The sequence below is a fragment of the Terrabacter terrigena genome, assembly GCF_042676085.1.
Lineage (GTDB): Bacteria > Actinomycetota > Actinomycetes > Actinomycetales > Dermatophilaceae > Terrabacter > Terrabacter terrigena.
Genome location: NZ_JBHTKH010000012.1, coordinates 81,980 through 101,408, shown reverse-complemented (window position 1 = coordinate 101,408; position 19,429 = coordinate 81,980). Strand labels below are relative to the sequence as shown.

Below are 19,429 nucleotides of genomic sequence, written 5' to 3'. Positions count from 1 at the left end.
CGGGACCTCGACCCCTTCTCAGCTCAGGCCGCAGACCCCGCGTGTCGCCCTGACCCCACACTCATCTGGGAAGAGCCCCCAACCACCTCCTCGCGGGCGGCGGACCCACGCCACGTTGGAGCCTGCATCATGCGGGAAGGCCGCGGATGTCCAAGCCGGCGGCTTTGGCCTACGCGGCGGTTAGACGCGCTACGAGGCAGCTGCCTAGGCGGTGCACGTCGCCAGGGAACTCTCGTATTAGCGGCGGGAGCCCCGTGTTGGTCGAGTAGCGGCTGCCGAACGCTCGGCCACTCGCGCTGCGCGGGCCGCGCGGACCCGTCGCGCGGCGTAGCCGTGCGATAGGCCGAGAACGTCCTTGACCTCAAGTTTCCTAGCTATGCGGCGCAGATTTCGAGCAAAGTCGGGATCGGGGGCCAGGAGAGTTACCGCCCGCGCAGACCACACCATCGTCGTAAGCGCCAAGCGGTAGTAGGCCTCTGCCTGAGATTTGCCCGATGGTTGCAGCGCGGGACGCCTGTCCGATCCTGGCGACGCGACGTTGGAGTCGTCCGGCAGGTCCACATACTCGTCGACGAGCCGTACCGAGGCATGGCTGTACTGGCTCAGTTGCCGATACATGCCGTAACCGACCACGTCATCGTCGAGGTCCTCACATAGTCGCTCGAAGTACCGGGCCTGTGCGGCGCTTTCCGGCGACGTTGGACTCGCTTCGTCGGCGTCGGCGACGGTCTCGGCCAGGTCACGCCACCGCGGGTCCTGTGACTTCGCCAAGGTCCTTTTCAAGTTTCCGGCGTTGCGTGAGTGTTCGTGCACCATGGCGTCGTCGGCATCCTCGACGTTGGCCGCCCACGCTGCCGTTAATCCGCATTCGTACATGACGCGGACCAGCGAAAGTGCCGCTGGAGGAACTCTTTCGGCCGCGGCGTGACGAAGAATCCGACTGGTCTCGTGTACATGACTAGCTAAGCCGAAGACGACGGTAAAGCGAGCGACGGGCACAACATCCCGGCGACGTCCTCGAAGGGTCTGCGGGTTGCTGGCGAATTCGTCCCATTTAGCCAGCAATTCGTCGTGCACGGCGCGCAGATCTAGCGACATGGGAGACGAGGGGGTCATGCACGCAGCCTAGATCGCAAGTGGCGTGATCGGACGAAGCCAAGGGTTAAGGATCGAGCGCGTGACTGCCCGCGCTTCTCTGCTGCGCCCCGCACACACCTAGTCCGGATGGGCCACCTAGACAGAAGGGTGCCGATATGACGCGTCGTGGCGACAGGCTGCCAAGGCTCCGGGGTCCCTGCATCACAGTGCCCCCGGTCTTATGCTGCGGCCGTGGATTCGGAGACGACGAATAACCTCATCACTGCCGGAGCCGGTCTTCTCGGCGCTGTGGTAGGTGGTACGGCGTCGATCTGGGCAACCTCGCTCCAGTTCCGGCGTGAACAGAACGCAGAACTGGAGCGAGAGCAGAGGGCCGATGCCCGCAGGACGCGCGATCTGGCCGAGACGCGAGCTCGTGCGGCGGCTGTCCTGTGCGACTCACTCATCGGCCGACTCGCCGAACTCGTCCAGCAGTGGGATGAGGCCAACCGGCCCACCGAGATGACTGGGATTCCGATGGGGCAGCCCCTTCGTGAGCTCGCTGCCGAGACCGTGTACCTACCGACAGATCTCCAAGAACGTGTCCAGGAAGCAACCCTCATCCTGAGGCACTCTGACGAGCTGGCGCGGTACCACTTCGACATCGAGGCGGTGAATTGGAGCACAGGGGTCGTGGGTCGGGAATCGCACCGACTTATCGCCAAGTGGCTGAGGGGCGAGGGCGTGGCGCCCCGGAGCTCTGAATGGTGCGAGTTTGTTCTCGCGGCCGAGCGCGCGGAGGCTGAGTTTGAAGAGCTTTATTACCACCACCTCGGTCAGGACCGAGCGATCGAGCAAACACTCTGGCGCGAGGAGAACGCCGAAGAGCTCAGCCGCATCGCGGCACGCAAAGGCAGTTCTGGCGCCTAAGACATGGCACCTCAGACGCGCGCGCCGTGATCGAAGTACTGACGCACCATTTGGCGCGCCGGCACTGACGGCGAGCTGCGGCGCATGCCCGGCAGGCATGCGGACATTGAAGCGTCGGGCCAGCGGCTCGCAGGCTGCCCACACACCGACTGCGCGTGGCCCTGTCTTAAGGGGCATGCCCGAGCGCCCGCCCGTCCGAGCGTGTATCGGCGATGTCGCATTCCACTGGGTCTTCCGGCTCGTGATTCTGGGTGGAGTTGCATGGCTGTCGTTGTGGCTGGGACCGACGATGGTTCCGAGCGCGTCGGCCGACTGGATGCTGGGGATGACGTTCCCGCCGGTGCTCGGTGAGATGTAGCGTTACCGCCGCGGTCGATCGCGGGATCGTCAGCGCCTGGTCCTCATCGCGGGGTCCCGCGCCTCTTCGCGCCGGACGCCCTCAAGCCAGTGCAGAAAGTCTTCACATCGGGCTACTCTGCGTGCGAGGCCGAGACAACAGGGGGCAGCATGAACCGCATTGTCGGACGGGACGTCGAGACATCCCGGATCGCCTCGCATGGTTCTGGGCTCCTGGTGGTCGCCGGGGACTCCGGGATCGGCAAAAGTACGGTCCTAGAAGCAAGCATGGCTCAGATGCATGGCCGCAGAAGCCCAAGTATTGCACTGGCGCTAGGCCACGACGGTGCCTTGCAGTACGCGTTGCTGAACCAATTTGCAGACGCGTGCGCTCAGGTTGAGGAACCGTCTGGCCGGGAGCGTCTCATCACTTTGTTGAAGGAGGCTGGCGAGCGCATCGCTCGAGCGTCAGGACGTGAGATTGGTCGAGCCCTGTCGAAGCAGTTAATCGGTCTCATCCGGGCGCGTTTTGGCGACGCCATCGTGGACAGTGCTTCGCGCGTATGGGGGGACCTCTCTAAACCAGTCGGGCAGGATCTGGTCGGTCAGGTCTCGCAGCTCTCTGATCTGGATTCGATCCGAAGCCTCTGTCGGTTGGCGGACGAAGTCGTCGCATTTACTGGCGCTCTCACGCTACTAATCGACCGTGGAGAGAGGCTCACGTCGTCGGATTTTGGCCTCCTGATGGAGCTTCCGGAACTTTTGCCGGCAGAAGTCTCAGTGATTCTCGGACATCGTACGGCGAGCGCGACCGATGCGGAACGGATCCGCCTTGCGGTGTCACGCGGTGCCCGCGAACTGGTGATCGAGCCGATCGAAGATCGGCTGGTAGAAGAATGGGCCAAAGATGCTGGGTTAAATTCTTTTGATGCCAAACGAATCGTGAGGCTAGCTGGCGGCTATCCGATCTTTGTTGAGTCGGCGATCCAACACATACAGCAAGGTCGGGAACTGGGCCACTTGCCGGTCGAGGACCGATTTGCGAGTCTAACTCAATCGGCGTGGCTAGGTTTGAGTTTCGAGGCGCGCAAGCGCGCTCGGGTGCTTCTTGGTTTCCCAGACCGCCCGCCGACGGACCTGATCCTTGCCGTGCTTGAAATTGACGGAAGCTCGTGGCGCACGGTCGAAGAGGAACTTGTCGATGCCCGACTCCTATCTGGCCCCTACGGCGGCAATCGATGGTTTCATGAACGCCGTCGAAGAGTGTTGTGGGATTCACTTCTTACGAGCGAGGAGCGCAGCGAGTTAGCGGACATCATCCTGACCGCGTTGCCAGCGTCCGGAGACGACTCTAAATTCATCTCGTTCTTCGAAGTAACGGCCGCGGCCGAGCTTGCCCCTCACTCCCTTCATTTCAAAAACCATCCCGGCGTTCCCGCGGTTCTGGGCTTAGGAACTGCACAGCTGGCGATGCTGTACTCATTGATTGAATTGAGTGACCATGGCTCCGACGTCGAGGATGGGGGCCCGGCGTTCATCGCGACAGAAGCCATCCTTGAGGAGGCCCGCGCATTTGCCCCCCGCAGTGGAGACTTGATTGCGGACCTTGAGCGCCTCATGGAGGCTTCACTCATCTACGTGGCCTCTAATGATCGGGCATCAATAGCCGCTCTGACGCTGCCCTCTCATGAGGCGTACGTCTTGCTCCTAGGGCGACATGTCGCCGAATTTGGCCACGCGCCCACCGCTAGGATAGCGAGCGCGATCTTCGATTTTGCTTTTAGACCCGCTCTTAGTGCTTTCACGTTCACCGTTTACGGAATTGGCAAACCTTCACTTGCGAAGATGCACGGTGATCTCAAGGGCATTCCCCGTGAGGAGTATGCTATTGGGCGACAACCTAGTCTGCTGGTCCGCGCCAAGTGGGGTTCAAGAGATTTCTATCTGGCGGCTGAATTCGAACGAGAGGCTTCGAGGGATGCCGCGCTGAGGGAACTCAAATCCATCCCAAGTCTCCTATGGGGAGAGCCTCTTGCGTTGAAAACGCTCCACTCGGCCCCCGGACAGCCTCACCCTGATGCCCGCTTCCTGGATGCCGCAGCCTCCTTGGCAGCGGAGGCGCCCTGGCGCTCGACATTTGCGCCCAGCAGCCCTCGCGCCCTAGACCCTTTGGAAGCGGCCGAGCTCAGGCTGGGCATCATTGAACATATTCGCTCGCGGGCAAGTGCTGCCGAATTGGTCGCCGTCGATCTGGATGAGCCTCGGGTAATCGCTGTTCGCGTCCACCCAAATGGAGGGGAAATGAGGATTGAGTTCTCTTCTCCTACCCCACGGGTGATGATTGTGGAAGACTGGGATCTTACATTTGACGATCCTCTCTTCGGAATCAAGGCACTGCAGAATCTAGATCTGCCACCGAGTGCCGCATTGAACCATGTGTCTGAGTCCTGGAGTCGAGCTGCGAGACGAGACCCCGTAGTTGAGGTCGTCATGGATTACCGAGAAAGGATGCGGAGTTTCAACCGTCTTCAGTGTGAGCGCGTCGTGGATTTGCTCGATGTTGATCTTGTGTCAAGGACCGTCAAGGCAGCATTCCTGGCGGCACACGCGGAGGTCCGAGCATTGTATGATTCGGGGCTCTCGGTACTTGGGCGTCGCCATGAGCCGATTGCTTGGAAGACCTATGCGCTTCTGTTACAGAAGAAGCCTGGCGAGCCCCGATTCGTCAGCGACGTAATAGCGTATGTGCGGCAGCCGTCTGAGGCGCCCGAATTTGTCTACGGAGTTGCAGTTGAGAATGATCCGAAGAGCTCTCCTGAGCTGGGGGCACTCGTCCAAGAGTACTTCGGTCTCAAGGTAAATGACGACACATCCTCAGGTTGGACAATTGCGAGTCATGGAATCGCGCGATGGCTCGGTTTTGATCCAGAGGCGGTCCGGGTCACTAAGGGCAGCCCAATCGAGTAAGCGCTTTGCCTAGGGCATCCGTTGTGAGGGATGGCAGTGATCTCGGCCTAGTCTCTTTCGGGCACCTCTGGGCGAAGCCCCTTCTCGATGGTCTCCTCTAGTTCGAGGACTCCGCCTGGTGGTCCCAGTGCCTCATTCGCCAAATTGTAGGTACTAGAGACGTCTGGAGGCGTGCCCATGCTGGACCTCGGGAGAGGTCGACAAGACCTCGCTTTCGTCCGCAACCTCGATGACTCGAGCCGGTGATGAGACGTTGCGATCGTGCCGTCGGGGGTCGTTGCAGCTTCGGGTTCAAGACGAGCGCTTGAACCCGAAGTGCTATGGTTGGTGCAATTTTAGGCGTAGGGGGATGTGTGGATAAAGCTATCGTCATTCAAGTCGTCGTCGCGATCCTCGGGCTCGGAGTCGGGTACTTTAACGAAAAGTTCCGTGCAATCATCAAGGCGGTCTTCCGCAGGCCGACCGAGGCCTCGACGCTTAAGGAGGATGCGGCGGGCCACATCGTCATCGTCAATGCGAGTGATTCGCCAAACTTCAGAGTGGTCATCAGAGGAAAGCACGGCGCTGTGATGAACCAGGAGGAGGACGTCTTCCCCTCCCAGCGTCCCGATGATGCGGCTACCGACGAAGGCGATGAGAAGTGAGCACCGACGCCGCGCAGGACCAACTGCCCATCACGCAGATCCCGCCAAGGTTCAAGTTCGTCGTCATTTGCGTACTCATCATCACGGGAGTTTGCCTACTCTCGAACATCGCCATCGCGCTCTTCGTAGACGCGCCCAATGAGCAGGTGAAGGACGTCATGAAGGTCTTGAGCGCCGGCTTCCAGCTTGGCTTCGGCACGATATTGGGTCTCGTGGGCGGCAAGGCGGCCTGAGTCCCTCCGGGGAGGTGCGCCAATAGGGGTCAGCAGCATCGCCCTCTGGCCAACCTGATTCGGATTCTGGCCCCGATTTCCTTAGTCGGGGCCTGTACGTTGCCCTTAAGTAATTCGATTGTCCTTGCGTTTCTGGAAGCTTTATAGATCAACAGTTGGATCAACCGAGACTGGCGTTGTCGGTTGGCGAGTCTTCGATACCTCACGTCCGCCATGAGAGCGGGTACATATCCTGTTCGACAGTCGACGCGCTGTCTCGGGGGATCGAGGTTACCCAAACGCTCGACGATCTCCGAGCAGGAAATGACAGCAGTTTGCATCACTCGGAATTCGCGCGATCCATCCGCCACGATTGCATTCGTTCCAGCCGAGGCAATGTGGTTCGGCTGGACACGACCAGGACCATCGCCTCGGAGATGACACTGTTTGGTTGGTTGACGGAGCAAGCGACCAGCCTGTATGTGCTTCAAACCGGCTTTCGACTGCCGAGCGTCACCGGAACGCGTCGTCGATCCCTCCAGCCAAGTAGAGGCGGATCCTCAGTGGGCAGAAGTAGGGCCCATAGAGGGCGCCGTGCCGCGCCCTTTGTGGGCGAAGTGGGACGCGCTCATCGGACGGACAAAGCTCGCCAGGGATTGCCGAGGGGTTGTCGCCCGAGCCACCTGCCGACTGGCTCACAGGAGGGGCATTGCCGGCTGCCGCGGATCCGCGACCCTCCCAGCGTCGATGGCCGCTCGTCGTGCGTCGGCGGCGAGCCGCGCTGCGGCGAGGTCGGCCGCCGTGGACTTGGGGCCAAGGTCCGGCAAGTCGCCGGGCCCGAGCTCGATGAAGCGTCCGACTGCTCGAGCGCGCAGACGGTCGGGTGCTGCGTTGGTTGCCTTGGCAGGCGCGAAGAGGAGCCCGGCGGTGAGCAGTTGCTGCGAGATCCCTGTTGATCGACGAGCCAGCGCGGCGACATCGTCGGTGGCGTCGAGCAGGGTCGCGAGTGCGCGGCCTCTGTCGAACGCGGGAGTGCCACCTTTAGCCACCGCGCCCTTCATGAGCTCGTGCAGTACGCGGTGGAGGTCCCGTGCTGCGTTGACGTACTCGTGCGACGGCGGAGTGCCGGTGGTCGCTGGACCCCACGCATGCTCGGTTCCCCGGATTGCGATTGCGCAGGCTCGGAGGCGCTCCCGTTCAAGCGTGCTGCTTGGGGGCTCATGCGAATTCACAGCAACGAGAGCGTCGATGGCTGCCAGCACGTGCACGCTTTGGCCGGTCACGTTCTTGACGACCTCAATGCTCGGGCCCTCAGGCTCAGGTCCCCATATGCGGTGCGGGTCCACGTGTGAAGGGCAAGATCAAGGCGGTCATTCAGCCCCAGCCCGCATTCTTGTGGTGGCGGGATGGCTATGTGTGGCAGAGGTCCTTCCCAGACCGCGGGGGACAGTCGATCGAGGGCGCGCCGCGTGAACACTGCGATCTGCAGCGGTCTGAAGGCGTCCGAGGTGTCACTTCGGGCAACGGCGTGATGGGCGGCCTCGAACGCGACGCGAAGGACTGTCTCGGCCAGCGCCATGGCGGAGGGGGTCTCGATCCTCGGACGGTGAACGTCGAGATCGCGCGTGACGAGCATGTCGGTGAGGGCGCCGATGGCGCAAGCAGTCCGCGTCAGGGGATGCGTGTCCCCGTGCGTCGCCGGGTGAATGTCGTCGCGCAAACCGAGAGAGGTCCGCGCTATGAGCCAGCGCCCACCTTCCCGGCGGCCTGACAGCGTGCCACTCTTGAGCCGATTGCGAACGTACGTCTCGGATTGCTCAGCATCCGCGCCGCTCCTCTTGGGGAGTACTCGGTTGCATCGTCGGCGGGAACGAGGGGCGCTGGGTAGTCCTTTTGCAGGGCAAGCAGCGGCAGCGCCTCGAGGTCGACGTGGCCCGGTCCGAGTGGTCGAGTGCGCGCGAGGGTGACGAGGAACCGGTAGATCGTCTGGTCGAACGACTCCCATTGGTGGCGGTCGACTGGTTCGGCGCTGTCATGAAGCTCTTGGACTAGATGCTCGACGCGTGCCACGACGTCTGCGACGGTCGTGGCGGTCACGAGCGGCTTCTGTACTCGTCGCCAGCCAAGCCGAGATCGGCGATCAGTGCGTTGAGGTCGTCTATGTGCCCGACCCAGAACGCGAGGTCCGCCGGGGCATCCGCAGAGCTGATCCCTTCAAGGGCCGCGGACGCCGCCGAAAGGTGGGCCGCGAGGTCGCCCTCGCCTGGCGCGGGACCGCCGACAGACGACTCCAAAGGCTGGCCGCGGTTGGAGAGCCCGGCGGCGACGAGTCGCAGCTGGCCGGCGAGGGCCGCCCAGTGGCTGAAGGGGTTGTCGTCGCTGCGCAGCGCGGCAAGGTCCGCTGCTCGGTGCAGCTCCGCGGCTGCGGCCTCGAGCTGGGGCACGAAGGGGCTTCGGGAGTGAGTCACGGCTGGCTCCTTCCGTGGGGTGTCAGAGGAGATCGGGCAGAGCGGTTGCGGCATTTGGCGACGCGGGCCGCCGGTCATTGACCGGGCGTTTGTCGGCTGCGAGTTCGCGTTCGATCGCGTGGGTGAACGCGTTGTGGTGGTTCCAGCCGCTGCGCGTCATCTCGGCGGTGGCTTGTGCGACGAGGACGGTGCGCATCCCGGGGCTGAGGTCTCTGGCGACGGGCGCGATTGCCGCGACGGTGTCGCGGAGGGGGTCATCGGCTGCCGTCAGCGATAGACGAGTCAGATCTCGTCCGGGAAGCACACAACAGGGAGGGCCGCACATCTCTTTGGACCGGCCGAGACCCACATCTGAGAGGAACGCCTCGATCCCGGATGGACCCTCCTCGGCGATCCAGCTCGCCGGGTCGTGGCCGCCTGGGAGTTGCAGGACCAGCGCGGGCCGGTGACGTTCGAGACAGATCTCGGTGAGCCAGCGGTCTGTCCCCTCACGGCCCGCGGTGTCAGCGTCGAGGGCGATGACGGGCGGGTTGGGCGAGATGGCCAGGACTCGGTCTGCCTGTTCGGCTGAGACGGTCACCCCGGAGGCGGCGCAGGCAGCGATCCGGGCGCCGGCTCCGGTTGCTGCGGCGGCGGAGGCCAGGGCGAGCGCGTCGAGCACTCCCTCGACGACGACAACGCGGCCGTCGGACGCCAACGGTGCAAAGGTTGGCCGGTAGAGGGCGCGGCTCTTCTCGAAGGTCGGCGTCTGGGTCGGGTTGCGATACTTCGGCGCGGCTGGGCGGCCGCTGATGTCACGACCGACGAATCCTTCGATCTGATTGCGGTCGTTGCGAATCGGGATGACGAGGCGGTACCGGAGCGTGTCGACAAGCCCTCCGGTCCGGCTGCGCTGGGACAGGTCCATGGCGACGAGTTCGTCGTCGGTCACGCCCTCGGAGCGCAGCTGGTCGGTGAGGCTGGTCCAGTGGCCGCTCGCGTACCCGAGGAGCTCAATGCCGGGTTGTTCGTCGAGCAGTGGGTTGAGGTCGACGCCTCGCTCGGAGCTGAGGTAGTGACTGGCAAAACCGGAGTGGACTGGGCCGGCAAGGTGCCGCCAGGCCATGGCGTTGACCTCAAATCCGCGCTCGGCGCTGACTCCGCGCCACGCCTGGGCACCTCCGCCCCAGGGAGCGCCGGTGGGCGGGTCATGAACGAGTCGCAGCTGAGGTCGACCCTGAGCGGCGGGGTTCGACGGATGTCCGGCGCTGGACTCGAGCAACGCGACCGCCTCGCGGAAGTCGAGGCCGTGGATGCGCTGGACGAAGTCGATGACGTCACCGGTCTCGCCGCAGCCGAAGCAGTGAAAGCGGTCCGGTACGCCATCGACCGAGAGGGATGGGGTGTTGTCGTCGTGGAAGGGACAGCAGCCGACCCAGCCGTGCCCACGGGCGTGCAGCTCCACGCCTGCCGCCGCCACGACGTCCGCGAGCGGAAATCGGGCACGGATGTCGGCGACATCGACGCGGCCGGTGCCTGCGGCGTTCACAGCTCGACTCCCGGCGCCTCGGCCGTAGGCGCCCCGTTAGTGAGCCCGGCGGCAGGGGCCGCGGCGGCGACGAGGCTTGCGAAGAGGCAGGGGTCGAGGTGGAGGTCGCCCCGAACGGCTCGAGCGTAGGCCGCCTCGACAGCGGATCTGTTGGCGCTCTCGGACAGGACGGCGTACTCGTCCCACGTCCGGTCGTACACGTACAGGAGCCCCTCGTCCTGGCCGCTGCTGATCCGCAACGAGATTCGCTCATCGCGCCGGGACCCCCATAGGAACCCGTAGTCGTGGTCAATCCCGGCTGTGTGACCGAAGCGTGCGTTGAACTCCCGCGGGCCGATCCAGTGAAGGGTTCTCGCCGTGAGGTTGTCGGGACTCAGGCCGTATGCCGCCGAGCGCAGCTCGGCGGTGGTCCTGACGTTCGCTTCGAGGGCGCTCGTGATGCGCTCCGCGATCCTGAACGGGTCGTCGGCGACGTGGTTGGACAGGAGCATGCCGGTGGCGTGGGCGTAGGCGTTGCGCTGACACAGCCGATACCAGTAGTCGACCTGGTCGGACCGGTCGACGTTCGCGGTGGCATTGCGGGCCAAGGCGATGAGGTCGGTGGCTAGGCGTTCCTGGTCTGCTGGAGTGGGGGTCATGATTGGGCCTTCCCGGCGAGGCCGTCTCGCCCATGTCGGGGCCACGGTGACCGCGGGACACCATGAGTGCCGCGACGCTCCGTGCCTGGAAAGCGGCTTGCGAGTCACGAACCGGTAATGGCCGCAGGCTGATCCGTTGCCCACGGCGGGATGGTCTGGTCTCGGTGTTCGTGAATCGAGCATTGGGTGCGGGCTGCCGTCTCGACCAGGAACAGCTGCGCGTCACGCAGGGCTCGAAGCCAGTCCATCGCGGAGGTCGGAGATGCCGTGTCGGCATAGCAGGCGCGTTCGTGATCCCGCAGCGCCGCCAGGACTTCGACCATAGCGGGGTGACGGCCCCAGCACGGTGGCAACGTTCGGGGTTCGATAGGGAACCGGGTCACGAGGGACCTGACCCACGCCTCGAGCTCGTCCATGTGAGAGGCGGCCTCGGCACGCGTCAGCGAGGGCCAGTGCACCGGCCCTCGGAGCTGCGTCAAGGCCCGGTCCAAGGGGTCGTCCCCGTAGGCGAGGGGCGCTGCTGACCAGTCGGCTGTCATCGTCGGTCACGGTCCCGCGAGCGCCTCGGCGACAGGGCGCCTGTGGGGCTCGCCTGCGCGGGCGCGGAGCTGGGCGAGGATCCCTGCGGTCGCCGCGGCGCGGCCGAGCCGGCGCCACATCACCGAGGAGTCGAAGATGGCGTGGAGTTGGCGGTGATGCCGTGCGCAGAGGGGCACCAGGTCCTCAGGTTCCTCGGCGCCGATGCGGATGTAGGTGACGTGGTGCAGGTGGCCGGTTTTGAGCGTCCAGATCTGTCCGCACACCACGCACGTGGGGGGCGTGCCTGCGGCAGTGAGCCAAGCGGCGTACCACTGCCGGCGTTTCGTCTTCCACGCCTTGGACGCCAGATAGGCGTCGTAGGCGCGACCGCGCGCGCCGCGTCTCGGGCGGTGGAGCTCGGGGGCGGGGTCTCTCGGGTCACGGCTGGAGTGCGCTGGCACGCCTGATCGCCTCCTCGAGTGCGGCCCGGTTGCAGTGGAGCGTCGTGGCGTCTGGGCGCTCGGACCAGGGCTGCATCGTCAACTCGATGGGCCGAGCGGAGCGCAGCAGCAGGATTGACGTGCCGAAAGGGAGGGTGCGCAGCCGGGCCGGTTCGAGGATCGGAACCTCACTGGTTGAGCTCGACGTCGACCACCGACCATCGCCACCAGTGCTGCGACTGATCACTTCACGCTCTCGCGTGCCAATGAGCTTCGAAAGATCCTCGAGGTCCCGGGCGTTCGAGCCGCCACCGAGGACGATCTTGACGATCGCGGCGTCCCAGATCGCCGACGCGGCGTGCTCACCCCACACCGCACGGGCCTGGGCCAGGGACTGCAGGACGACGGTTGTGGCGATGCCGGAGCCGCCGCCGTCGGACATCAGGGATGCCAGCGACGGCAAGGGATAGTTCGCCGCCTCGTCCAGGACCATGGACAGGGGCGGGTCGAGCCGCGACCCCGGAGACGCAGCGGCCATTCGACGGGCGACCTCCAGCACGTCCTCGAGGAACGCGCCGACCAAGCCGGCGGTGGCGGCGGCACCCGTGGACGTGCCGAGCAGGTAGATCGTGCCGTTGCCGGTGAGGAACTTTGCGGGGTCGAACTGCTCGCCCTCGCCTGGGGACACCGCGTCGAGCACCCGTGGATCGGCAAGCGCCGCGAACGCGATCGAGACCATCGCCCAGACCGAGTCGCGCTGCCGAGGATCGGCCTCGAGCAGCGAGTCAAGCCCTTGATGCCAGGCGGCCGCGGCCGCCGGTTCCGTGCTCAGGATGGTGACGGCTTCCCGTGCGTGCACGGCGGACAGAGACCAGCGGTACAGGTCGGTCGAGGAGCGACCGCCGAGGGCGGCCGCATGCAGCAGCGCCCGCACGGCTTGCTCGGCGGACGCCTGCCAGAAGTTCGCGTCCGTCGTTCCCCGCGCAGCTCCGGCGGTGAGGGCCTTCGCCCGGACCATGGCCACGTGAGGGTCCTCGCACCCCCGGATGGGAGACCACCGCGCGGCCGAAGGGATCCCAGGCGCGAGGCCCTGGGGGTCAAACACGGCCACCGGGCCACGCGCCTGACGCGCGCGGAGGGTGGCCGTCAGGTTGTCTGGTCGGGTGCTTGTCGTGATGACTGCTCCTGGCGCATCGAGGATGGCGGGGATCACGAGGTGGAGCCCCTTGCCGGAACGCGGGGGGCCCAGGACGACGGTGGAGTCCTCGACGGTGCTGAAGCATTCGACACCCCGGCTGTGGCCAAGTCGATGACCCACGTCAGTCGGCGTGGGGTGCTCCAGGGATGGACGCAGCGATGAAGCCCGGGTCATCAACCGGTGCCGGCCGGCGGCACGCCGGGTCTCAGCGCGAGAGGCCACGCCCTCCAAGTGCTCGGCGGGCCCGTCGGCGCCGGGCGGACGCCCGAGTCGTCCGGTGTGGATTGCGAACCCGGCTCCCGCCACGAGAGTCAGGGCGAGGGCCGCCGTGGTCCAGTAAAGAGCAGCAGGACCGACCGGCGCATCCCATGCCGCGCTGGGATCGAGAGGCTGTGTGAGCGCGACCCACGGGGCGAGTACCGAGAACCGGGGCGCACGGTTGCCACTGAGCCATGCCGAGACGACTGCCGCGCCCCACAGGGCCACTGCCACCGCGCCCGTCACGACTACGACAAGGGCCTGCCTGTCCGGGTTCCACCCAACGCTCGTCTTCGATTGCATGGCCAGCCCTACGGCGGAGGCGGGACACCATGGGAACAGAACCGCGGCCCCGCTCACAGTCGCTACTCGCGGCAGACACGCCACAGCTGCGGCGGGTGCCATTGCTCTGCAACGGAATCCAGCCCGATCGACATCGATGAATGCCGAGCGGCGCATTCCCAGATCGGCAATGGCCCTCCCGCCACTCATCGACTGATCGACACATCGAGCGGCGTAGCGTTTCCTTGACGCGATCTCCTCACTCCGTAGGCGACCAACTCCGTCGCCGCACCGGTGGATCGACCCTCAGGGCGGGTAGCTGGGCGCGGACCACCGCTATCCAGTCCTCGACGACAGCGGCCCCGCGGTCGTCATAGGCGATGTCGTCGACGCGCCATCCGGCGGCGACCCGATTGCCAGTGCCCAAGGTTGTTAGGAGCCGCAGGATCCGGACCTCGCCGCTGGACATAGGTGCGATGCTCTGGGCGATCCCTGTGCGCAGCTGCGGACCTGCGTGTGACCACGCGGCGTAGGTGCGCTCGGACTCTTCCCAGTCGTCTGACTCACGCGGTTCGGGGTTAGCGGCCTTGTACGCTCGCCAATCGCTGCCATGCTCGACCAGTTCGGTGAACGCATCGACGAGCTCGTCTAGCCAAGCGCTGCGCCCGATGCGCAGGTCTGTGGGGCCGACGACTCGGGTGAGGAGCTCGTCGAGCCATGGGTGTCGCTCACGCAGCCATGCTGCCGCCTCGTAGGAGTCTGCGGGTGCGGGGTCGTCGATGACCGCGGGTGAAACGAAGTTGGCGGGTTCAGTCATGACAGGTTCCCCCTGACTTCTGCTGAACTAACGGGCATTCCGTTGGGTCTTGAGGTCATGCGGGCGCTGGTATCGAAGAGGTCGAGTTCGCCGTCAGTCGCCAGGTGCCGGACGACGAAGGCCCGCTGCCCGACGCGCCACAGCCCTTCACCTTGTTGGAGTTCTGGCAGCTGGGCGGCCTCGGTGACCGACAGACCAAGCTGCCGGGCGGCATGGGGGGTTTCGGAGGCCTCTTGCTGGTAGATGACCTTTGTCGAGCAGTCCGCGAGGAGCCCTTGCGCGAGGGCGCGAGCACCGGAATCGGCGTCCCCGACGGCATCGAGGTCGGACAGCCGGTGAACGATCAGGAGGTTGGCGATGCCGAAGCCGCGTGACAGCTTCCACTCCGACTGCATCCTGGCCAGCAAGGCAGGCTGTCTGATGAGGCGCCAGGCTTCGTCGTAGATGACCCACCGCTGGCCCCCATCGGTGTTGGTCAGCGCCGCTTCCATCCAGGCACTCGTGCACGTCATGACCATGGCGGTGAGCTGATCTGAGCCCTGGATCTGCGAGAGATCGAGACTCACCATGGGCAGGGACGGCTCGAATGAGACGGTCGAAGGACCGTCGAAGAGCCCGGCCAGGTCACCGGAGACGAGACGGCGCACCGCGTGGGCCACCTCCCGTCCGTCGCTGACCAGCTCCTCGCGGCTCGCGCCGCCTTGGCCAGCGGCGGGCTCGAACAACGCCTGTACCACGCGTGGCAAGGTTGGCTGGTCGTCGCAGCGAACGACTGTGTCCAGGGCGACGTCCAACGCCGTGTGTTCTACTGCCGTCAGGGCGCGGCCGAGCGCTGACTGGGCGAGAGATCCCAGGAGTGTTCGGCGTCTGGTCGCCACTACGGTCCTCCACTGCTCCGCCGGCAGCGACGGGTTGCGTGGGCCGGGGTCAAGCGGGTTGAGCCGGTTGGGGCTGCCCCCGCCGAGCTGGATGGAGGCGCCACCGACGGCGCGCGCGACGACACTCCATTCGCCCTTGGGGTCTCCTGGCACGTAGACGCGTCGACCGAACGCGATCGACCTGGTTGCCAGCGATTTGGCCAGGCACGACTTGCCCTTGCCCACTGCGCCGGCAAGGACGCAGTTCGGGTTGGTGAGGACACCGCGCTGGTAGAGGACCCAGGGATCGAAGCAGAAGCCGCCACCGGACCAGGCGTCCTGCCCGACGAAGACGCCTTCTTCGCCGAGTCCAGCTTCCGCCAGGAACGGGTAGGCGCCGGACAGCACGTCTGAGGTGGCTCGGTGGCTGGGGAGCCGCAGTCGGCGAAGCGCCCTGAGGGACTGCCCTCGCCGTTCGCTGGAGGCACGGAGTGACTTCGGCTCATGCCCATCCGCGAACGCCTGAGCGTCGTCGTGCAAGCCCGCCTGTCTGAGCCGTGCCGTTCGGTCGAGGCGCCGTGCAGCGCCGCGCTTGGCATTCCTCGCGGCCCGGCTCTCGTCGGCCGGGCTGTAGAACGTCGAGGTGTGCGCACGGATGTCAGGCATGTCAGTCCACCTTCCTGGCCAGGGGGAGGGCGGCGGCAGTGAATGCCCGCGCCTGCCTCCCGAAGAGTCGCCTGGTCTCACAGCCACACTGAACGGCGGCGCGCTCAACCTGCGCGACGGCCGCATCGAGCTCGGCGACCGTGCCAGCGGTGATGGTGACAAGTCCGGTGAACCGGAGGTCCGCGTGCCCGGAGAGCAGCGCACGTTCCCGGTCGAGGACGTCCTCGAGCTCGGCAGCGTCAGAAAGGTCAGCGATCGCCCCGATCCGCGCCCGCTGCTCGGCATCGGTGACGTGTTCGACCTTGGCGCGGCGGATCTCGCGCATCGCCTGCCGCGGGGCGAGCGGGGTGGCCGTGATCGAGAACGACTTCCGCACGCCCGGCTGAAAGACGAGCGCGTGCAGGAAGTCAGCCGGCACGTCGATGCGCGGCCACTCAGTGATCCATAGAACTGCCGAGACGCCGGTGTCATGGTGAAGGTGAGTCCAGTGCTCCTCCACGGCCATGGGACCCGCGGTTTGCAGCGCGTGACGTCGGGAGCGTGGGGACGTGCCCGGGTCGTAGGCACCACGGATCACGGCCGCCAGCTGCACGTCACTCAGCCATCCGACGAGGCGCAGCTCGGCCGCGCGCAGCCCGGAGTGGAAGGCCGCCATCTCGCGCCGGAGCTCCTCGAGCCCCTTGAGGGGTCCGGGCTTCCAGCTGCCCAACGTCGGTCCCTTGACTGAGAACGCGATCAAACTCCGGTGCGTCGCCGCTGCCGGCGCATAGGACTCCATGAGTCGGGCGTATTCGGTTGCGGGCCATGACGACCCGTCGACGCCGTTGGCCTTCCACCAGCCCACGATGCCGTCCCCGGAGTCAGGGGCGGCGGTCTCGAGCACCTGTACTCGGGCGCACCGATCCGACATCGCGAGCGCAGCGAGGACGCGGCCCCAGCCCGCGACCCGCCGGGCCTGCTGGTCGGGCGACAACAGGACGTACGCCGTGTGCTCGACGTGGGCGACCACTGTCAGGGTGGCAGCGTGGGGGTCGTGCACGACCACTGCGCCGGAGGGTTCGTCGAGCAGGAACCGCAGCGATGCGGCGTCACCGGGAAGGGCCATCGTCCCGAGGAGGCTCGGGCGGTCTGGGCTGACGCGGAACTGGGTCTGCATTGCGACGCGTCGCGCTAGAAAATGAGCAGCCGTCGGCAAGGTCTCGACGAGCGGCGATCCGTTGAGGCGCACGAATCCCATCCCGATGGCGGATGCCCAGACCGGGGCGCTCATCACCAGCCCGGACGCCCCGCCGATGAAGACGCCGAGGGTCACCGTGAGGACGGCCACGCCGATGCAACACACGCGGGCGGGGGAGAGCCCAAGGAGCATGCCCCGTTGCGAGCGGCGGCCAAACCTCACCCGGACGACGGTCGAGCTGTCACTCATGGCATTTCTCCTGGGCTATGGGGACGAGCACGTGTGCTCAGTGGTTGTGATCGAGCGGGCGAGACGCGGACGACGGCGGTGCCTGCGGGACTTTCGCCGGAGTGGCCCTGAGCGCAGGAATGCCTGCAGCCAGTTGTCGGGGTCCGGTCACGGACGCCGGCGAGGACCCCGCGGGCCCTCCACCGTGGGAGATCGGCTCTGCGCCCGAACGGGGGTCCCTCGCCGGTGCGCTAGGCCCGGGTGGTGCGGTCGAGGGTGCAGCGCTCTTTGCCTCGGACGGGAGCGCACTGGCCACGCTGCCGCCGATGGGGGTCGATCCGTCGCCAGAGCCCGTTCCCGACCCTGTGGTCGGGCCGTCCGGCGGCCGGGTGCTTGACACGCTCTGCGGCGTACCGCCGCTCGCGGCCCTCGACCGCGATCCTGCGCTCGAGGCGCTCAGGGCGCGTCCCTGCGAGTAGAGCATGGCCGCCTTCTGGGGGGCCGCGATCGCGGTTCTGGCGCCGGTCGCGGCGTGACCGGCAGAGCTGTGAGCGGCGTACATGGCGTCACCGACGAAGGTGCACATGCGCATGGCCAGCCAGGGCGAGAGGCCGCCGAGCAGCAGGATCAGGACGCCGATGGCCAGCTGGGTTCCGACCTGAGTCGTTCGGGCCCCGGCGAGGCCTGCGCCTTCGATCACCGCGACGCCGGTGCTGAGGACCAGGACGAGGATGAGCTTGGACACGGCCATGGCGCAGACGAACTCGATCCACTTGCGGACCCAGGAGCGCGTGATCTCGGCAGTTGCCCCTGCGAATGCGATGGGGGCCATGACTGCGGAGATGATCAGCAGCATCTTTCGGATCATCATCGCGAACCACACGATGACGGCCGAGCAGAGCACGGCCAACGACAGCGCCAACGTCACGGCGGGGTTCGACATGGTGGTCACGCTCCCGAGGGCCAGTTTGCTGCCGATGCCCTGCACATTCGTGCCGATTGCGTGTTGGACTACGCCCTCGCTGAGCGCGTCGATCGCCCCGAGGAGCATGCGGGTGGCCGCGAGCGCGAAGCCCGTCCCGAGCGCGCTGATGAAGAGGCCCTTGACCGCTCGCGCGAATGCCCCAGGTTCTCGCCGGAGGGCGGCGGTGATCAGCTGGATGACGAACAGTCCCAGACAGACCACGCCCGCGATGGCACCGGTCATGGCCATCTCTTTTCGCAGCGCGGACGAGTTCAGGTCGATGGAGGTCGCCACGTCGATCTGCTGCCACAGCCAGTTCGTTGCGGTGACGGCGGCGTCGCCGAAAAAGCTGGCGGTGCGGGTGAACGCGTCGTTGACGATCGAGGACGCGGCCGCTGCGGCCTGGCAAGCCGGGTTGAAGGCCTGCATCCCGTCGCAGCTCATGTCTGGCCGATCGCGATGCGCGTGTACGTCACAACAGTCACGACGCCCCAGTGAGGCCGCGATGGAGGCCCCTCGATGTTCGCGGTGATCTCGACGCTGGCGGCACTTGTCTGCGGCTGGCCGTCGATGGTCGTGTACGTAGTGACGGTGGCAGCCACGGTGCGTGCAGTGATTCCCGGATCCGTGACCCGCCCGGCATCGACAGCGTTGGTCCATCCTTCGGGTTGGCTGACGCGGATGTCGCTCACGGTGGTGTGGCCCCCGAGGGCGGCTAGCCGGGCCCATTCCGCTGCTGCCGGGATCGGCGCAGCTCCAGAGGACGGGTCGGTCACCGAGAACACGGCCAGCTTGTCGCGCAGATCCTGGGGCACGAGTCCGACAACGAGCGGCTCGCTCGTCGGGGCGCTCTCCGAGGCGACCCAGGCGATGTGTTCGTCGCGAGCACGCCGGTAGTCCTGGGTCAGGAGCACGCGGACGAACTCGGCGGCGTACAGGTCCGGCTGCTTCTTCGCCGCCTCGGGGATGCGCGGCGCCCGAGTGTTGGGCAGCACGGCCCGAACGGGCGGCATGGCGCGCAGGGCCTGGAGCTCCCGCTCGAGAGCCGAGCCCGGTCCGGTGGCCTGACGAGCGGCGTCTGGTGTCGGGGGCACCGGCAACGGTGTTGCCGAATTGGTCTGTCCCGAAGACGCGGTCGGTTGATCAGGCGTGTCTCCTCGCGAGAAAAGCACCACACCGCAGGCCACGGCAACGGCCACAGCCAGCATCGTGATCGCGAACGG

Annotated in this window: 18 protein-coding genes; 5 read left to right on the top strand and 13 right to left on the bottom strand. The window is 66.0% G+C overall.

The window, feature by feature from the left end; genetic code table 11:
* Window positions 1-237 precede the first annotated feature (237 nt).
* Window positions 238-1,116, bottom strand: coding sequence for a DUF5677 domain-containing protein (locus ACFQ2V_RS16570; protein ID WP_386053956.1), 879 nt, complete (start codon window positions 1,114-1,116; stop codon window positions 238-240).
* A 213-nt stretch (window positions 1,117-1,329) separates the two neighbouring features.
* Here ACFQ2V_RS16570 and ACFQ2V_RS16565 point away from each other — a divergent pair, with 213 nt between their 5' ends.
* The 4 genes from ACFQ2V_RS16565 (at window position 1,330) to ACFQ2V_RS16550 (ending at window position 6,187) form a co-directional block, all read left to right on the top strand.
* A complete protein-coding gene (locus tag ACFQ2V_RS16565) occupies window positions 1,330-2,007 on the top strand; it encodes a hypothetical protein (protein WP_386053955.1) in 678 nt (225 codons plus the stop codon).
* A gap of 507 nt (window positions 2,008-2,514) precedes the next feature.
* Window positions 2,515-5,310, top strand: a complete 2,796-nt coding sequence (locus ACFQ2V_RS16560) for a hypothetical protein (protein ID WP_386053954.1) — start codon at window positions 2,515-2,517, stop codon at window positions 5,308-5,310.
* Window positions 5,311-5,663: 353 nt separating this feature from the next.
* Window positions 5,664-5,954, top strand: coding sequence for a hypothetical protein (locus ACFQ2V_RS16555; RefSeq protein WP_386053953.1), 291 nt, complete (start codon window positions 5,664-5,666; stop codon window positions 5,952-5,954).
* The gene (locus ACFQ2V_RS16550) at window positions 5,951-6,187 is read left to right on the top strand and encodes a hypothetical protein (RefSeq protein ID WP_386053952.1); all 237 of its coding nucleotides are present in this window, start codon (window positions 5,951-5,953) and stop codon (window positions 6,185-6,187) included. Before ACFQ2V_RS16555 ends, ACFQ2V_RS16550 begins: the two co-directional genes overlap by 4 nt.
* Window positions 6,188-6,861: 674 nt before the next feature.
* Here the strand turns inward: ACFQ2V_RS16550 and ACFQ2V_RS16545 are convergent.
* Window positions 6,862-7,227 (bottom strand): hypothetical protein, encoded by a 366-nt coding sequence (locus ACFQ2V_RS16545; protein ID WP_386053951.1) that lies wholly within the window; start codon window positions 7,225-7,227, stop codon window positions 6,862-6,864.
* A gap of 287 nt (window positions 7,228-7,514) precedes the next feature.
* On the opposite strand from ACFQ2V_RS16545, the gene ACFQ2V_RS16540 reads away from it, so the two are divergent.
* Window positions 7,515-7,937 carry a hypothetical protein gene (locus ACFQ2V_RS16540; RefSeq protein ID WP_386053950.1) on the top strand — a complete coding sequence of 141 codons (423 nt, stop codon included), beginning with the start codon at window positions 7,515-7,517 and terminating at the stop codon, window positions 7,935-7,937.
* Between the two features lie 322 nt (window positions 7,938-8,259).
* Here the strand turns inward: ACFQ2V_RS16540 and ACFQ2V_RS16535 are convergent, their stop codons facing one another.
* The 11 genes from ACFQ2V_RS16535 to ACFQ2V_RS16485 all read right to left on the bottom strand — a co-directional run bounded on the left by ACFQ2V_RS16535 (window position 8,260) and on the right by ACFQ2V_RS16485 (window position 19,405).
* On the bottom strand, window positions 8,260-8,634 hold the full coding sequence (locus ACFQ2V_RS16535; protein WP_386053949.1) for a hypothetical protein: 375 nt from the start codon (window positions 8,632-8,634) through the stop codon (window positions 8,260-8,262).
* A gap of 22 nt (window positions 8,635-8,656) precedes the next feature.
* Window positions 8,657-10,162, bottom strand: a complete 1,506-nt coding sequence (locus ACFQ2V_RS16530) for a CHC2 zinc finger domain-containing protein (protein ID WP_386053948.1) — start codon at window positions 10,160-10,162, stop codon at window positions 8,657-8,659.
* Entirely contained in the window at window positions 10,159-10,800 is a 642-nt protein-coding gene (locus ACFQ2V_RS16525) for a hypothetical protein (protein ID WP_386053947.1), read from the bottom strand. Before ACFQ2V_RS16525 ends, ACFQ2V_RS16530 begins: the two co-directional genes overlap by 4 nt.
* 104 nt (window positions 10,801-10,904) lie before the next feature.
* A complete protein-coding gene (locus ACFQ2V_RS16520) occupies window positions 10,905-11,123 on the bottom strand; it encodes a hypothetical protein (protein WP_386053946.1) in 219 nt (72 codons plus the stop codon).
* 222 nt (window positions 11,124-11,345) lie between these two features.
* The gene (locus ACFQ2V_RS16515) at window positions 11,346-11,780 is read right to left on the bottom strand and encodes a hypothetical protein (RefSeq protein ID WP_386053945.1); all 435 of its coding nucleotides are present in this window, start codon (window positions 11,778-11,780) and stop codon (window positions 11,346-11,348) included.
* A complete protein-coding gene (locus ACFQ2V_RS16510) occupies window positions 11,758-13,131 on the bottom strand; it encodes a type IV secretory system conjugative DNA transfer family protein (RefSeq protein ID WP_386053959.1) in 1,374 nt (457 codons plus the stop codon). Before ACFQ2V_RS16510 ends, ACFQ2V_RS16515 begins: the two co-directional genes overlap by 23 nt.
* 625 nt (window positions 13,132-13,756) lie before the next feature.
* Entirely contained in the window at window positions 13,757-14,314 is a 558-nt protein-coding gene (locus ACFQ2V_RS16505; protein WP_386053944.1) for a hypothetical protein, read from the bottom strand.
* A complete protein-coding gene (locus ACFQ2V_RS16500) occupies window positions 14,311-15,837 on the bottom strand; it encodes an ATP-binding protein (RefSeq protein ID WP_386053943.1) in 1,527 nt (508 codons plus the stop codon). The genes ACFQ2V_RS16505 and ACFQ2V_RS16500 overlap by 4 nt, the downstream gene beginning before the upstream one ends.
* A gap of 1 nt (window position 15,838) precedes the next feature.
* Window positions 15,839-17,263 carry an SCO6880 family protein gene (locus tag ACFQ2V_RS16495; protein WP_386053942.1) on the bottom strand — a complete coding sequence of 475 codons (1,425 nt, stop codon included), beginning with the start codon at window positions 17,261-17,263 and terminating at the stop codon, window positions 15,839-15,841.
* Between the two features lie 37 nt (window positions 17,264-17,300).
* Entirely contained in the window at window positions 17,301-18,635 is a 1,335-nt protein-coding gene (locus ACFQ2V_RS16490) for a hypothetical protein (RefSeq protein WP_386053941.1), read from the bottom strand.
* Between the two features lie 11 nt (window positions 18,636-18,646).
* Window positions 18,647-19,405, bottom strand: a complete 759-nt coding sequence (locus ACFQ2V_RS16485) for a hypothetical protein (protein WP_386053940.1) — start codon at window positions 19,403-19,405, stop codon at window positions 18,647-18,649.
* Window positions 19,406-19,429 lie beyond the last annotated feature (24 nt).

Coding starts and splice junctions, on each gene's coding strand:
- ACFQ2V_RS16570 (WP_386053956.1), bottom strand. CDS start 1,116: ATGACCCCCTCGTCTCCCATGTCGCTAGATCTGCGCGCCGTGCACGAC.
- ACFQ2V_RS16560 (WP_386053954.1), top strand. CDS start 2,515: ATGAACCGCATTGTCGGACGGGACGTCGAGACATCCCGGATCGCCTCG.
- ACFQ2V_RS16545 (WP_386053951.1), bottom strand. CDS start 7,227: ATGAAGGGCGCGGTGGCTAAAGGTGGCACTCCCGCGTTCGACAGAGGC.
- ACFQ2V_RS16525 (WP_386053947.1), bottom strand. CDS start 10,800: ATGACCCCCACTCCAGCAGACCAGGAACGCCTAGCCACCGACCTCATC.
- ACFQ2V_RS16520 (WP_386053946.1), bottom strand. CDS start 11,123: ATGGTCGAAGTCCTGGCGGCGCTGCGGGATCACGAACGCGCCTGCTAT.
- ACFQ2V_RS16510 (WP_386053959.1), bottom strand. CDS start 13,131: ATGACCCGGGCTTCATCGCTGCGTCCATCCCTGGAGCACCCCACGCCG.
- ACFQ2V_RS16505 (WP_386053944.1), bottom strand. CDS start 14,314: ATGACTGAACCCGCCAACTTCGTTTCACCCGCGGTCATCGACGACCCC.
- ACFQ2V_RS16500 (WP_386053943.1), bottom strand. CDS start 15,837: ATGCCTGACATCCGTGCGCACACCTCGACGTTCTACAGCCCGGCCGAC.
- ACFQ2V_RS16495 (WP_386053942.1), bottom strand. CDS start 17,263: ATGAGTGACAGCTCGACCGTCGTCCGGGTGAGGTTTGGCCGCCGCTCG.
- ACFQ2V_RS16490 (WP_386053941.1), bottom strand. CDS start 18,635: ATGCAGGCCTTCAACCCGGCTTGCCAGGCCGCAGCGGCCGCGTCCTCG.